13 protein-coding genes are annotated in these 14,986 nt (G+C 70.4%); 10 read left to right on the top strand and 3 right to left on the bottom strand.

The window, feature by feature from the left end; translation table 11 throughout:
• Positions 1-76: 76 nt before the first annotated feature.
• Positions 77-1,564 carry an IgaA/UmoB family intracellular growth attenuator gene (locus ACEZHJ_RS07390; RefSeq protein ID WP_375036385.1) on the top strand — a complete coding sequence of 496 codons (1,488 nt, stop codon included), beginning with the start codon at positions 77-79 and terminating at the stop codon, positions 1,562-1,564.
• A 1-nt stretch (position 1,565) separates the two neighbouring features.
• A complete protein-coding gene (locus ACEZHJ_RS07385) occupies positions 1,566-2,159 on the top strand; it encodes a hypothetical protein (protein WP_375036384.1) in 594 nt (197 codons plus the stop codon).
• 107 nt (positions 2,160-2,266) lie between these two features.
• On the opposite strand, the gene ACEZHJ_RS07380 is transcribed toward ACEZHJ_RS07385, so the two are convergent.
• The 3 genes from ACEZHJ_RS07380 to ACEZHJ_RS07370 are packed head-to-tail and all read right to left on the bottom strand — an operon-like array spanning position 2,267 to position 5,004.
• Complete coding sequence (locus tag ACEZHJ_RS07380) at positions 2,267-2,932, bottom strand: HAD-IA family hydrolase (RefSeq protein WP_375036383.1); 666 nt, start codon at positions 2,930-2,932, stop codon at positions 2,267-2,269.
• Between the two features lie 4 nt (positions 2,933-2,936).
• Positions 2,937-3,668 carry a bifunctional 2-polyprenyl-6-hydroxyphenol methylase/3-demethylubiquinol 3-O-methyltransferase UbiG gene (ubiG, locus tag ACEZHJ_RS07375; protein ID WP_259202186.1) on the bottom strand — a complete coding sequence of 244 codons (732 nt, stop codon included), beginning with the start codon at positions 3,666-3,668 and terminating at the stop codon, positions 2,937-2,939.
• A gap of 13 nt (positions 3,669-3,681) precedes the next feature.
• Positions 3,682-5,004: a TRZ/ATZ family hydrolase gene (locus ACEZHJ_RS07370; protein ID WP_018718599.1), complete on the bottom strand. Its 1,323-nt coding sequence runs from the start codon at positions 5,002-5,004 to the stop codon at positions 3,682-3,684.
• A gap of 199 nt (positions 5,005-5,203) precedes the next feature.
• Between ACEZHJ_RS07370 and mtnA the strand changes: the two genes are divergently transcribed.
• The 8 genes from mtnA to ACEZHJ_RS07330 all read left to right on the top strand — a co-directional run bounded on the left by mtnA (position 5,204) and on the right by ACEZHJ_RS07330 (position 14,976).
• Positions 5,204-6,220, top strand: a complete 1,017-nt coding sequence (gene mtnA, locus ACEZHJ_RS07365; protein WP_018718598.1) for an S-methyl-5-thioribose-1-phosphate isomerase — start codon at positions 5,204-5,206, stop codon at positions 6,218-6,220.
• A gap of 35 nt (positions 6,221-6,255) precedes the next feature.
• Positions 6,256-6,813 (top strand): peptidylprolyl isomerase, encoded by a 558-nt coding sequence (locus ACEZHJ_RS07360; protein WP_018718597.1) that lies wholly within the window; start codon positions 6,256-6,258, stop codon positions 6,811-6,813.
• Between the two features lie 123 nt (positions 6,814-6,936).
• Positions 6,937-9,489 (top strand): DNA gyrase subunit A, encoded by a 2,553-nt coding sequence (gyrA, locus tag ACEZHJ_RS07355; protein ID WP_018718596.1) that lies wholly within the window; start codon positions 6,937-6,939, stop codon positions 9,487-9,489.
• 47 nt (positions 9,490-9,536) lie between these two features.
• A complete protein-coding gene (gene serC / locus ACEZHJ_RS07350) occupies positions 9,537-10,619 on the top strand; it encodes a 3-phosphoserine/phosphohydroxythreonine transaminase (protein ID WP_018718595.1) in 1,083 nt (360 codons plus the stop codon).
• 39 nt (positions 10,620-10,658) lie between these two features.
• Complete coding sequence (locus ACEZHJ_RS07345) at positions 10,659-11,828, top strand: phosphoglycerate dehydrogenase (protein ID WP_018718594.1); 1,170 nt, start codon at positions 10,659-10,661, stop codon at positions 11,826-11,828.
• Between the two features lie 9 nt (positions 11,829-11,837).
• Positions 11,838-12,926 (top strand): bifunctional chorismate mutase/prephenate dehydratase, encoded by a 1,089-nt coding sequence (gene pheA / locus ACEZHJ_RS07340; protein WP_375036382.1) that lies wholly within the window; start codon positions 11,838-11,840, stop codon positions 12,924-12,926.
• Positions 12,927-12,961: 35 nt separating this feature from the next.
• Positions 12,962-14,104: a histidinol-phosphate transaminase gene (gene hisC, locus ACEZHJ_RS07335; RefSeq protein ID WP_163139595.1), complete on the top strand. Its 1,143-nt coding sequence runs from the start codon at positions 12,962-12,964 to the stop codon at positions 14,102-14,104.
• Positions 14,101-14,976 carry a prephenate dehydrogenase/arogenate dehydrogenase family protein gene (locus ACEZHJ_RS07330; protein ID WP_018718591.1) on the top strand — a complete coding sequence of 292 codons (876 nt, stop codon included), beginning with the start codon at positions 14,101-14,103 and terminating at the stop codon, positions 14,974-14,976. The genes hisC and ACEZHJ_RS07330 overlap by 4 nt, the downstream gene beginning before the upstream one ends.
• Positions 14,977-14,986 lie beyond the last annotated feature (10 nt).

Genomic DNA, 14,986 nt, shown 5'->3' with positions numbered 1-14,986 from the left:
CCCGGGCCGGACCTCGGTGCCTCGTCCGTTTGCAGGTTCGTGGACGGTCCCCCCGTTCGATGATGCAGGATGTCTCATGGAAGGGTTACAGATCCTTTTGTTCGGGGTCGTGCTGATTGTCTCGATTGTCAGCGTGATCAGTTACCAAGGCCGGCGACGGGCGTCGAAGCGCCGATTCCGTGTGCTTCAGGACAGTGCCCCCTCCCGCGGGCTGAGCGAGGAAGAGCGTGCGGCGCTCGGCGAGGTCTACAGCGGGCGCAAGTACGGCGGCGAGGTTCGTCAGCTCAACGGGCTGTACGCACGCCACGGCATCACGGGCAACAATGCCGGTCAGGGGCAGTATCACGACCTCATCGACGGCGTCGAGGTCGAGCTGCATCAGCGGCTGCGCAACGTCCTTGCGAATTACAACAAGGCGGAGGTCGTCCTGGCCAAGCGGACGGCGCTGGTGGTGCAGCTCAATGGCCGGACGCTGACCGAGGCCGTCGAGCTCGACCGGCGCAGCGAGCGCGCCGAGGCCCGCGTGGCCTCCGACGACTTCTCCGCCGCCTCTTCCTCCTCCTCCTCCGCGACGGCGACCACGGGTGCGAGCGCTTCGGCGACGGCTTCGCGGGACGGAGGGAACGGCGCCGAAGAGAGCGCGGTGACCCTGCTCGGGCAGCGTCGTGAAACCCGTGAGGAGGCCCGGCTGAGACTGGACGCCGAGACGCGCGGCAGCGCGGGCGCGCTTGTGTGTCTTCTGGGGATGCTGGGGGCGCTCGTTTTCGCCTATGCCGATCTGGCCTGGGGCTGTGCGGCCTCGCTCGTCGTGGCCCTGCTCGGCGTCTGGCGCTATCTCGCCGCGCCGAAGTGGCCCATCGGCGGCAAAGCGGTGGACGTGAAGCGCCTGAGGGGGCCGCTCGAGCGGGTGATGACGCGGCAGACCGTCCAGGAGACGAACATCAGTGTTGCCGTTCCCCGCATGGAGTATCTCGACCTGACCTACCCGGGTTCGTGGTTGCCGCCGCTGTGGGAGCGCCTACCGATGACGGCGGCGGAGGTCGAGGTCGACGCGGAACGGCACGTGCTCCAGCACGGCTCGCTGTCACTGTATGAACAGCGACGGCGTTTCCCCATCCACCACTGGATTCGCCATGCCGTTCTCGCCATCGGTGCCGCCCTGCTGCTGATCCTGGCCTGGGTGCTCGCCTCGCCGCTGAGCGTTTCCCTTCCCATGGCCTGGAATCTGCTGAGCGGTCCGGAGGAGATCGATGCCGACGGGCCGCAGGCGCTGCGCGACGTGACGCTGTGGCCGGGGGAAACTGTGGCGATCTCCGGGCAGGCGGGCTGCCGGCTGAGCAGCCCGAGTTCGGCGGTGACCTCGATGCTCGACTGCTCGCGCCTGGTGTGGGGGGGCGCCGGCGCGGGCGCTGCCCGAGGTGACGGTTTCGCCCGAGCTCCAGCGTCTGCAGGAGGCGATCTTCAGGCTCTATACCGGCAGTCCCGCCGAGGACGTGGACCTGCCGCGGTACCAGCGTGCGCTCATGCGCCGGTACGACCGCCGCCTTCTCAGCGGGCTGGGTGAGTTGAAGGCTGATGTGAAGGCGCTGTGCGACGAGTACTATGTCTCCGACGGGTGCTACCGGGCGGAGCGCGTGTTCGACCGCATCGACGAGTCGTCGCCGCTGCTGGCGGCTGACGATGCGGCGCTGCTCTCCCGGCAAGACGCCGTCTGGTTCTCCAGACTCCTCCTCAAGGTTCTCCTTCCCGCCTACGTCAAAGAGGTCGAAGAACCGTTCCAGGCCTGGAACCGGTCCCGCTCCGGGCAGGTCCGTACGCAGCTGAAGGGCCGCTTCGAGCTGGCGGGGGGCGGCGCACGGGAGGCGTTCCTCGAACGGCGGGGTCTTGCCCTGACGGAGCTCCTGGGCGACACCGTCAATCGCGAGTTCCGTGTCCAGGGGGTCGTCGAGCATGTCGGCCTGGAGGGGGACACGCTCAGTCTGGCGCTCATCCCCGAGGAGGACGCGCCGTCGTTCGTGCGTGGCGTCGTGCCGCCATTCATGGTGATCCTGCTGCTCGTCGTGGCGGCGAGCCAGGGTTACCTGGCGCGGCAGGGGTATCGCCGGAGCAAGGCACGTGAACAGAAGGTCGGGCGCTGGGCCGCCGAGCACCTGCGCTAGGTTCGCGAATCGGCGGCGAGGCCCGCTCACCAGGGCCGGAAACGGTCTCGGGCTGGCGAGTGGTCCGCCGCGCAGGCGTCACCCTGGCGGTGGCGCCGGTGCTTCCGTCAGGCCGGCTCGAGCCAGTTGAGGATGTCCAGGGGGTGGCCGATGAGGCCGTCCGCCCCCCAGTGGGTGACGCGGTCCTCGGCGTGGACGTAGCCGAACAGGGCCACCAGGGTGATCGCCCCCGCGCGCTGCCCGGACTCGACGTCGCGCTGGGCGTCGCCCACGACCACGCACGCCTCCGGGGGCAGGTTGTGCGCGTCGCAGGCCTGCAGCTCGGGGTCGGGGTTGGGCTTGCGCTGGGCGAGGTCGACGCCGTTTAACTGGCAGCCGCGGCTCACGTAGTCCCCGACCGCAGCCACCAGCGGCCGGGTGAGCCAGCCGGGCTTGTTGGTGACGATGCCCCACGGGACGTGCCGCGCCTCGAGGACCGCCAGCAGCTCGTCCATGCCGGCGAAGGCGCGGGTCTCGCGGTGAACGCGCTCGCGGTAGATGGCCAGGAAGCGCTTGCGCAGTCCGGCGAAGCGGGTGTCGGACGGATCGATATCGAAGCCCCGCCGCACCAGCGGGCCGCTGCCGTGGGAGACGACGGTGGCGAGCTGGCCGGCGGGCAGAGGGGCGAGGTGCTGCTCGGCGCGCAGGTCGTTGAGGCTGCCGATGAGGTCCGGGGCGGTGTCGAGCAGGGTGCCGTCCAGGTCGAGGAGGACGGCGCGGGCCAGCGGTGCCATCTCGTCAGTCCCGCCCCCCTTGCTCCCCGTCCGCCCGGAAGGCGGCGATGTAGTTGACGCTCACGTCGCGGCAGCGGCGGCATCGCCGGGTCACCGGGTTGTAGTGGATGCCCGTGAGCCGGGTGAGTGACAGGCCGGCGTCGCGCGCCCAGGCCGCGAGCTCGGAGGGGCGCACGAACTGGGTGTAGTCGTGGGTCCCGCGGGGCAGCAGGCCGGCGACGTACTCGGCGCCCACGACCGCGAGCAGCCAGGCCTTGGGCGTGCGGCTGACCGTGGAGAAGACCACCGTCCCCCCGGGTGCGGCGGCGCGTGCACACGCGGCGACCACGGCCGCCGGGTCGGGGACGTGCTCGATCATCTCCAGGCAGGTGACGACATCGAAGGTGGCGGGGGCCTCGGCCGCCATGGTCTCCGCCGAGGCGTGGCGGTAGTCGATCTCCAGGCCGCTCTCGCCGGCGTGCAGCCGCGCCACGGACAGGCCCTCGTCGCCGAGGTCGACGCCGGTCACGCGGGCGCCGCGCCGGGCCATGCCCTCGGCCAGCAGTCCGCCGCCGCAGCCGACGTCGAGGACGCGGCGCCCGGCTAGCGAGCCGGTGGCCTCCTCGATGAAGTCCAGGCGCAGCGGGTTCATCTCGTGGAGGGGGCGGAACTCGCCCTCCGGGTCCCACCAGTGGGCGGCGCTGCGGTTGAACTTGGCCAGTTCCCCGGGGTCGGCGTTTTCGCTGAGTGGCGACATGACGGCTCCGCGCTCAGGACGGCTTTCCGGCGATCTTATCACGCCAGCCGTGGGCCCGGCGTACGATCTCCTCCTGGTCCAGGGTCGTGAGTACGCCGTCGTTGAACAGGTGCCGTCCGGCGACCCAGGTGTCGCTGACCTGGTCGCGGCCGCTGGCGTAGACGAGCTGGGAGATCGGGTGGAAGAGCGGTGCGCTCTCGATGCCGTCCATGCGCACGGCGATCACGTCGGCCTCCTTGCCGGGGGTCAGGCTGCCGACGCGATCGCCCAGGCCCAGGGCGCGGGCGCCCCCCAGGGTGGCCGCTTCCAGAGCCCGGGCAGCGGGCAGGGCCGCCGGGTCCCTGGCCACGCCCTTGGCGAGCATGGCCGCGGTGCGGAGCTCGCCGAGCATGTCCAGGTCGTTGTTGCTCGCGGCACCGTCGGTGCCCAGCGCGACGTTCACGCCGGCGGCGCCCAGCGCGGCCACCGGGGCGAGGCCGCTGGCCAGCTTGAGGTTGGATTCCGGGCAGTGCACGACCTGTACGCCGGTCTCGGCGATGCGGGCGATCTCGGCGTCGTCGAGCTGTGTCATGTGCACGGCGATCAGTCCGGGGCCCAGCAGGCCGAGTCGGTCGAGGCGCCGGATCGGGCGCTCGCCGGTGGCGGCCAGGCTCTGCTGGATCTCGTCGGCGGTCTCGTGGAGGTGGATATGCACCGGCAGGGCGAGCTCGTCGGCGATGGTACGCAGCCTCTCGAGGTTGGGCTCGCTCACCGTGTAGGGCGCGTGCGGTGCGAAGGTCGTGGTGATCAGGGCGTCGTCGCGCCAGGCATCGTGTACGGCGAGTCCCTTGTCGATGTACTCGTCCGGCCCGGAGGCCCAGGCGGTGGGGAAGTCGATGAAGATCATCCCCACCACGGCACGGATACCGGCCTGGCGTGCGGTGCGGGCGGTGACGTCGGGGAAGAAGTACATGTCGTTGAAGCAGGTGGTGCCGCCGCGCAGCATCTCCGCCACTGCGAGCCGGGTGCCGTCCTGGACGAACTCCGGACCGGCGTGGGCGGCCTCCGCCGGCCAGATGTGCTCGTTGAGCCAGGTCATCAGCGGGAGGTCGTCGGCGAGCCCGCGCAGCAGATTCATGCCCGCGTGGGTGTGGGCGTTGACGAAGCCGGGGAGCACGGCGTGATCGCGGCGGTCATGGACGACCCGGGGCTCGTAGCGGCCGCCGGCCTCGTCGGTGGGCAGCACCGCCTCGATCCGCCCGCCGTCGATGACGACGCTGTGCGCCGGCAGGCACTGTCCCGATGGCTCCACCGGGATCACCCAGCCGGCGTGAATGACCTGATCGACTGTCTGCATGCCTGTCCTCCTGCACGGGTGGCGGGTGCGGCGGGTTGGTGGGGGAATGCTACTAAGCGCGTCACGGCTCCCGCTACATTTCGGTGAATCCGCAGGCCCGGTGGAGGGGCGCGCTCACCCGCCGGCTCCCTTCCCGCCGGTGTGGCATACTGACGCGCCCCGCACGTGTGGCGCGGGGGTCGACTGCCGGAGGGTGTTGTTGAGTATCGCCGAACACGACCGGGTCCGCGCCGTCGCCTGGGACGCGGCGGACGGATCGCTGATGCTGCTGGACCAGCGCGTGCTGCCCGAGCGCATCGCCTATCGCCGCTGCCACGATGCCCGCGGGGTGGCCGCGGCCATCCGTGACATGGTGGTCCGCGGGGCGCCGGCGATCGGCATCGCCGCCGCCTACGGTGCCGCCATGGCGGCAAGGGACGACGACTTTGACGCCGGGCTATCGGCGCTCGCCGCCTCCCGGCCGACGGCGGTGAACCTGGCCTGGGCGCTGGCGCGCATGCGCGAGGCCGCCGCCGGCGGCGCCGACGCGGCGGCGCTGCTCGCCGAGGCGCAGGCGCTGCACGACGCCGACGTGGCCGCGAACCGTCGCATGGGCGAGCTCGGGGCCGAGCGGCTGGGCCGCGACTGCGGCGTGCTCACCCACTGCAACACGGGCTCGCTGGCGACGGCGGGCTTCGGCACCGCTCTGGGGGTGATCCGCACCGGCTGGGCCGCCGGCCGCATCCGCCGGGTGTTCGCCGACGAGACCCGGCCGTGGCTGCAGGGGGCGCGGCTCACCGCCTGGGAGCTGCTCGCCGACGGCATCCCGGTGGAGGTGATCGCCGATGCCGCGGCGGCGTCGCTGATGCGTACCGGCGTGGTCGACTGGGTGATCGTCGGCGCGGACCGTGTCAGCGCCAACGGCGATGTCGCCAACAAGATCGGCACCTACCCGCTGGCGCTCGCCGCGCGGGCGCTGGGGGTCGGTTTCATGGTGGTCGCGCCGTTCTCCACCCTGGACTATGCCACCGCCAGCGGTGCCGACATCCCCATCGAGTACCGCGATGCGGAGGAGGTGCTGTCCGTCGCCGGCCAGCGCATCGCCGCCCCGGGCGCCGGCGCCTGGAATCCGGTGTTCGACGTCACCCCGGCGTCGCTGGTGGACGTGCTCGTCACCGAGCGCGGCGTGGTCGAGCGCCCGGACACCCACGGACTGGCCGCCCTCGCGCAGGAGTGAGCGCGGCCCCTGAACTACCGAGCCAAGGAGAAACGATGAAGAACGCACTGCTCACCCTCGCGCTGGCCGGCATGGTCGGCACGGCGTCCGCCGCCCCGCAGCCCGAGGTGGTCTTCCACACCAACCGGGGCGACATCCGGATCGCGCTCTATGCCGAGCGGGCGCCGGTGACCGTGGAGAACTTCCTCGCCTACGTGGATGCCGGTTTCTACGACGGCACCATCTTCCACCGGGTCATCCCCGGCTTCGTGATCCAGGGCGGCGGGTTCACCGAGGACATGCAGCGCAAGTCGACCCGCGAGCCCATCGAGAACGAGGCGGACAACGGGCTCGACAACGAGCGCGGCACGCTGTCGATGGCGCGCACCCAGGCGGTGGACAGCGCGACCTCGCAGTTCTTCATCAACCTCGCCGACAACGCCTTCCTCGACCACGGCGAGCGCGACTTCGGCTACGCGGTGTTCGCCCGGGTCGTGGACGGCATGGACGTGGTCGACGAGATGGCGGGGGTGCCCACCGGGCGGGCCAGCGGCATGAGCGACGTGCCCCGGCAGACGCTGGTGATCGAGAGCGCCGAACGCGTCGACGGCTGAGCCGGGCGGCGGCCGTCCCGGGGCCGTCGTTGTGATAACATGACGTGTTTTATGACACGCCCGCCGGCGCACTCGCGCCCGCGCGGGTTCCGAGCATCGCCCAAAGCCGAGTGAGACCACCCGATGTCGAGCGTCGCCAAGGAGATCCTGCCGGTCAACCTCGAGGACGAGATGCGGCAGTCGTACCTCGATTACGCCATGAGCGTGATCGTGGGCCGCGCCCTGCCGGATGTGCGCGATGGCCTCAAGCCGGTGCACCGGCGCGTCCTCTATGCCATGCGCGAGCTCGGCAACGACTGGAACAAGCCCTACAAGAAGTCCGCGCGCGTGGTCGGTGACGTCATCGGTAAGTACCACCCCCACGGCGACTCGGCGGTCTACGACACCATCGTGCGCATGGCCCAGGACTTCTCCATGCGCTACCTGCTCGTCGACGGGCAGGGCAACTTCGGTTCCATCGACGGCGACAACGCCGCGGCGATGCGCTACACCGAGGTGCGCATGAGCCGCATCGCCCACGAGCTGCTCGCGGACATCGACAAGGAGACCGTCGACTTCGTCGACAACTACGACGGCTCCGAGTCCGAGCCCACCGTGCTGCCGACGAAGGTCCCGAACTTCCTGGTCAACGGCGGCTCCGGCATCGCCGTGGGCATGGCCACCAACGTCCCGCCGCACAACCTCGGCGAGGTGGTGGATGCCTGCGTGGCGCTCATCGACGACGACTCGCTCACCGTCGACGACCTCATCGGTTTCATCCCCGGCCCGGACCTGCCCACCGGCGGCATCATCAACGGCACCGCGGGCATCCGCGAGGCCTATCGCACCGGCCGCGGGCGCATGGTCATGCGCGCGCGCTGCGCCTTCGAGGAGGACGGCGCCGGCAAGCCGCGGATCGTGGTCAGCGAGCTGCCCTACCAGGTGAACAAGGCGCGGCTGCTCGAGAAGATCGCCGAGCTCGTCAAGGAAAAGCGCATCGAGGGCATCACCGAGCTGCGCGACGAGTCGGACAAGCAGGGCATCCGCATGGTCATCGAGCTGCGTCGCGGCGAGGTGCCCGAGGTCGTGCTCAACAACCTCTACCAGCATACCCAGCTGCAGACCGTGTTCGGCATCAACATGGTCGCGCTGCACCAGGGCCAGCCCAAGCAGCACAACCTGCGCGACGTCCTCGACGCCTTCCTGCGCCACCGCCGCGAGGTGGTCACGCGGCGCACCGTCTACGAGCTGCGCAAGGCGCGCGAGCGCGCCCACGTCCTCGAGGGCCTGGCGGTGGCGCTGGCCAACATCGACGAGGTCATCGCCCTGATCAAGGCCTCGCCGGGGCCGGCGGAGGCGCGCGAGGCGCTGGCCTCGCGGGAGTGGGCTCCGGGCATGGTCACCGGCATGCTCGAGCGCGCCGGTGCCGAGGCGTCCCGGCCCGAGGGGCTCGCCGAGGAGTTCGGCCTGCGCGACGGCGTCTACCGGCTCACCGCGCAGCAGGCCCAGGCGATCCTGGACCTGCGCCTGCACCGCCTCACCGGGCTGGAGCAGGACAAGATCCTGGACGAGTACCGCGAGCTGCTCGCCACCATCGAGGACCTGCTCGACATCCTCGCCAGCGGCGACCGGCTCATGCGCGAGATCCGCGAGGAGCTGGTCTCGCTGCGCGAGCGCTTCAGCGACGAGCGCCGCACCGAGATCCTCCACGACGAGCTCGACCTCACCACCGAGGACCTGATCCCGCCGGAGGACGTGGTCGTCACGCTCTCGCACAACGGCTACGCCAAGAGCCAGCCGCTGGACAGCTACCAGGCCCAGCGCCGCGGCGGCAAGGGCAAGTCGGCGACGCGCATGAAGGACGAGGACTTCATCGACCAGCTGTTCGTCGCCAACACCCACGACCACCTGCTGTGCTTCTCCAGCCGCGGCAAGGTCTACCGTCTGCGGGTCTACGAGCTGCCCCACGGCAGCCGCAACGCCCGCGGCAAGCCGGTGGTGAATCTCCTGCCGCTGGAGTCCGACGAGCGGATCAGCGCGGTGCTGCCGATCCGCGAGTTCGACGACGAGCATTTCGTGTTCATGGCGACCCGCAATGGTACGGTGAAGAAGACGCCGCTGTCGCACTTCTCGCGGCTGCGCTCGAGCGGAATCATCGCGCTGAACCTCGGCGAGGACGACGCCCTGGTCAACGTTGGCGTCACCAACGGCGAGCGCGAGGTCATGCTGGTGACCGACGCCGGCAAGGCCATCCGCTTCGGCGAGGCCGACGTGCGGCCGATGGGGCGTACCGCCACCGGCGTGCGCGGGATTCGCCTCGACCCGGGGCAGGCGGTGATCCAGCTGCTGATCCTGGGCGACGGTGACGTGCTCACCGCCACCGAGAACGGTTACGGCAAGCGCACCGCCGTGAGCGACTACCCCATCCGCGGTCGTGGCGGCCGCGGCGTGATATCGATCCAGACCTCGGAGCGCAACGGCGGCGTGGTCGGTGCCGCCCAGGTCGTGGACGGCGACGAGATCATGATGATCACCAATGCCGGCACCCTGGTGCGCACCCGCGTCGACGAGGTATCGCGGCTGGGGCGCAACACCCAGGGCGTGATGCTCATCCGCCTGAGCGAGGGCGAGCACCTGGTCGGGGTGGCGCGCATCGAGGTGCTGGATGACGACGAGGAGGGCGCCGACGCCGAGTAGACGCCGGCGCGCCAACGGTTTTCGCAAGCTGTCAGGAGCGAGATTGTATGTCGCGCGTGTATAACTTCAGCGCGGGTCCCGGAGCGCTACCCGAAGAGGTCCTGCGTCAGGCCCAGGAAGAACTGGTCGACTGGCAGGGCTCCGGCATGTCGGTGATGGAGATGAGCCATCGCGGCAAGGAGTTCGTGTCCATCGCCTCCGAGGCCGAGGCCGACCTGCGCGAGCTGCTCGCGGTCCCGGACAACTACCGGGTGCTCTTCCTCCAGGGCGGTGCCTCCGGCCAGTTCTCGGCGGTGCCGATGAACCTGCTGCGCGGGCGCGGCTCCGCCGACTACGTGAATACCGGCAACTGGTCGAAGAAGGCCATCGCCGAAGCGCGCAAGTACTGCGAGGTCAATGTCGTCGCCGAGGGCGGCAACGGCGACCCCATGTCCATCCCGGCGCTCGAGAGCTGGCAGCGCTCCAGCGACGCCGCCTACCTCCACTACACGCCCAACGAGACCATCAGCGGCGTGGAGTTCCACTGGGTCCCGGATGTCGGCGAGGTCCCGCTGGTCGCGGACATGTCCTCGACGCTCCTTTCCCGGCCCATCGACGTCTCGAAATTCGGGATGATCTACGCCGGCGCCCAGAAGAACATCGGCCCGGCGGGCGTGACCGTGGTTATCGTGCGCGAGGACCTGCTCGGTTCGGCGATGGCCGAGACCCCGGCGATCCTCGACTACCAGAAGATGGCCGAGTCCGACTCCATGGCGAATACGCCGCCGACCTTCGCCTGGTACATGGCGGGGCTGGTGTTCAAGTGGCTCAAGCGCCAGGGTGGCCTCGAGGCCATGGCCGAGATCAACCGGCGCAAGGCCGGCAAGCTCTACGACGCCATCGACGCCTCCGGCTTCTACCGCAATCCCGTGGACCCGGACTGCCGGTCCTGGATGAATGTGCCCTTCGTGCTGGCGGACGAGTCGCTCAACGACACCTTCCTCAGCGAGGCGAAGGCGGCTGGGCTCGCCACCCTCAAGGGCCATCGCAGTGTCGGCGGCATGCGGGCGAGCATCTACAACGCGATGCCCGAGGCGGGCGTCGACGCCCTCGTGTCGTTCATGCAGGACTTCGAGCGCCGCCACGGCTGAGGCCGGCGGCACGGCGAACGGAAGAAAGCAGGAGCGCTGATGTACAAGATACTCACTCTCAACAATATCTCCGTTAAGGGGCTCGACCGACTGCCGCGGGAGCGCTACGAGGCGTCCTCGGAGATCCAGCACCCGGACGGCATTCTGCTGCGCTCGCACAAGATGCACGGCATGGCCCTGCCGGAGACGGTGAAGGCCGTGGCGCGTGCCGGTGCCGGCGTGAACAACGTGCCGGTGGACGAGCTCAGCCATCGCGGTATCCCGGTGTTCAATACCCCCGGTGCCAACGCCAACGCGGTCAAGGAGCTGGTGGTCGCCGGGCTGCTGCTCGCCGCCCGCAACATCTGCCCGGCGTGGGCCTTCGCCCGCGGCCTGGAAGGCGACGATGCCGAGATCAACCGTCAGGCCGAGTCCGGCAAGAAGCAGTTCGTCGGCTTCGAGCTGCCGGGCCGCACCCTCGGCGTGATCGGCCTAGGTGCCATCGGCGTGCAGGTGGCCAACGCGGCCCGCGCGCTGGGCATGAAGGTCATCGGTTACGACCCGCAGATCACCATCCACAGCGCGTGGAAGCTGGAGGCGGACGTGCGCCGGGCGCACAGCGTCGACGAGGTGTTCGCCGAGTCCGACGCGATCACCCTGCACGTGCCCGAGATCGACGCCACCCGCGGGCTGGTCAATGCCGACCGTCTCGCCCAGGTGCGCGAGGGCGCCGTGCTGCTCAACTTCGCGCGCTCCGGCATCGTCGAGGAGCCGGCGGTGGTGGAAGCCCTGGATGCCGGGCGCCTGGGCGCCTACATCTGCGACTTCCCGAGCAACGCCCTCAAGGACCATGACCGGGCGGTCACCCTGCCGCACATCGGTGCGTCCACCAACGAGGCGCAGGACAACTGCGCGATCATGGCCGCCGACCAGCTCCGGGACTACCTGGAGACCGGTAACGTGGTGAACTCGGTGAACTTCCCGGAGATGATGCTGCCGCGCAACGGGGCGGGCGACCGGCTGACGGTGGCCAACAACAACGTCCCGAACATGCTCGGTCAGATCTCCACCGCGCTCGCGGACGCGGGGCTCAACATTGCGGACATGTACAACAAGTCCCGCAACGACCTCGCCTACACCGTGGTGGATGTCGAGGGCAGCATCCCCGGCGAGCTGGTCGAGCGCATCCGCGGCATCGAGGGCGTGCTCGCGGTGCGGGTCATCGAGTAGGAGCGGGCCATGAGCGACGAGACGGACCGGCTGCAGCAGGTGCGCGAGCGCATCGACAGCATCGATGACGAGATCCTGCGGCTGATCAACGCCCGTGCCGAGGCGGCGGGCGAGGTCGCACGGATCAAGCGCGAGAGCGGCGAGCCCGGGGATTTCTACCGCCCCTCGCGCGAGGTCTCGGTGCTCAAGCGCCTGCGGGCGGCCAACCCGGGGCCGCTGCCGGACGGCGACGTGCTCAGGCTCTTCCGCGAGCTGATGTCGTCGTGCCTGGCCCTGCAGCAGCCGCTGTCCGTCGCCTACCTCGGTCCGGAGGGGACCTACACCCAGGAGGCCGCGCTCAAGCACTTCGGCCATGGCATGAGGGCCATGTCCCAGGAGGGGATCGACGCGGTCTTCCGCGAGGTGGAGGCCGGCAACGCCGACTACGGCGTGGTGCCGGTGGAGAACTCCACCGAGGGCGTGGTTTCCCATACCCTCGACCGCTTCCTGACCTCGCACCTGAAGATCGTCGGCGAGGTGGAGCTGCCGGTGCGTCACAACCTGGTCAGCCGCGTGGAGGACCTCGCGGCGATCCTGCGGGTGTACTCCCACCAGCAGGGGCTGGCCCAGTGCCGCGCCTGGCTGGATTTACACCTGCCCCAGGCCGAGCGCATCCCGGTATCGAGCACCGCCGAGGCGGCGCGCCTGGCGGCGTCGGCGCCGGGGGCCGCGGCGGTGGCCTCCGATGCCGCCGCCGAGCGCTACGAGCTCGAGGTCCTCTTCCCCAACATCCAGGACGGCGCGGTGAATACCACCCGCTTCCTGATCCTCGGCAACACGACCCCGCCCGCCACCGGCGAGGACAAGACCTCCGTCGTGGTCTCGCGCCCCAACCAGCCGGGCGGCCTCGCCGGACTGCTGGCGCCGCTCGCGCGCTACGGGCTCAACATGAGCCGGATCGAGTCGCGGCCCTCGCGCCAGGGGGTGTGGGAATACGTGTTCTTCATCGACGTCCTCGGCCACGCCGAGGATCCGACGCTCAAGCGTGCCCTCGGCGAGATGGAGCAGCTGGCGAGCCTGATCAAGGTGCTCGGCTCCTACCCGCGTGCCGGCGACTGAGCGGCGGCGGCAGACATAGCACACAGGCGAGAGCGATGAGCAGCGACGCGATCCCCTTCTGCGATCTGGCGGTGCCCGGCGTGCGGGACCTCCAGCCCTACCAGCCGGGCAAACCCGAGGCCGAGCTCGCCCGCGAGTACGGGGTGAGCGACATCGTCAAGCTCGCCTCCAACGAGAATCCCCTCGGCCCGGGCGAGGCCGCGGTGGCCGCGGCGCGGGACGCCGTCACCGGTGTGCACCGCTATCCGGAGGGCAGCGCCCATGCCCTGCGCCACGCGGTGGCGCGTCATCACGACGTCGCCCCGGAGTGCATCACCTTCGGTAACGGCTCCAACGACGTCCTCGACCTGCTGGCCCGCGCCTTCCTCGGCCCGGGGCGCGAGGCGGTGTTCTCGCAGCACGCCTTTGCGGTGTACGCCATCGCCACGCGCACCGTCGGCGCCGAGGCGGTGGTGGCGGCGGCCAACGCCGCCGACCATCCCCAGCCCTACGGTCACGACCCGGAGGCGCTGCTCGCCGGTATCGGCGGACAGACACGGGTGCTGTTCATCGCCAACCCCAACAACCCGACGGGTACCTGGCTGGACGGCGACACCCTGGAGTCGCTGATCGCGCGTGTGCCCCGCGAGGTGGTGGTGGTGCTCGACGAGGCGTACGTCGATTACGCCCGTGACTGTACCGGCTACGTGGACGGCCGCCGCTGGCTGGAGACTTATCCGAACCTGGTGATTACACGGACCTTCTCCAAGATCCACGGTCTCGCCGGCCTGCGTGCGGGCTATGCCCTGTCCAGTCCCGAGATCGCCGATCTGCTCAACCGTGCGCGCCACCCCTTCAATCTGAACTCCGTGGCCCAGGCGGCGGCGGAGGCCGCGCTCACCGACACGGACCACGTGGACCGCTCGGTCGCGCTCAACAGCGAGCAGCGCGAGTGGCTGCGCGCTCGCCTCGAGGGTCTGGGCCTCACGGTGCTGCCCAGCGCGGGCAACTTCCTCGCCGTGGAGGTGGGCGACGACGCGGGTGCTGTCAACGAGGCGCTGCTGCGCCGCGGCGTGATCGTGCGGCCGATCGGCGGCTACGGGCTGCCGCGGTTCCTGCGCGTGACCGTGGGCACCGCCGGGGAGAACGCCCGCTTCGTCGAGGCCTTGGGCGAGGCGCTGTCCGGGGAGCGCGCATGATCCGCATCGGCCAGCTAACCGTCATCGGTATGGGGCTGATCGGCGGCTCGCTGGCGCGGGCGCTGCGCGAGGCCGGCGCCGTGGATGAGGTCGTCGCCGTGGGCCGGCGCCGTGAGGGCGTCGACCGCGCGGTGGCGCTGGGCGTTGCCGACCGGGGCACCACGGATCCCGCGCGGGGCGTGGCGGATGCCGACATGGTCGTGATCGGCGTCCCGCTGGGCGCGGTGCGCGGCGTGTTCGAGGCCGTTGCCGACGCCCTGCCGGCGGACTGCGTGGTCACCGACGTGGGCAGCGCCAAGGGCAGCGTGGTCGAGGACGCGCGCGCGGTGTTCGGTGCCGTGCCGCCCTGGTTCGTGCCCGGCCATCCGGTGGCGGGCACCGAGCGCTCCGGTGTGGAGGCCGGGTTCCCCGAGCTGTTTCGCGGCCGCCGGGTCATCCTCACGCCGGGGCCGGACACCGACCCCGCGGCGCTGTCGCGCGTGCGCGGCATGTGGACCAGCGCCGGCGCGGAGGTCAGCGAGATGGCCGTCGCCCATCACGACCGCATGCTCGCGGCGACCTCCCACCTGCCGCACCTGCTGGCCTACGGGCTGGTGGACACCCTGAGCCGCTGGGACGCCAGCCACGAGGTCTTCGAGTACGCCGCCGGCGGTTTCCGGGACTTCACCCGCATCGCCTCCAGCGATCCGGTGATGTGGCGCGACATCTGCCTGGCCAACCGGGAGGCGGTACTGGAGACGCTGCTGCGCTACCGCGAGGACCTGGATGCGCTCACCGAGTGGGTGCGCGCCGGCGACGGTGACAGCCTCGAGGCGGTGTTCTCACGGGCGAAGGCCACGCGGGACGACTTCCTCCACGTGTTCGAACGCTAGGGCCGGGCAG

This window comes from Arhodomonas sp. KWT2 (assembly GCF_041949875.1).
GTDB lineage: Bacteria > Pseudomonadota > Gammaproteobacteria > Nitrococcales > Nitrococcaceae > Arhodomonas > Arhodomonas aquaeolei.
The sequence above is the reverse complement of the archived record's forward strand: the minus strand, read 5'-3'. Positions and strand labels throughout refer to the sequence as shown.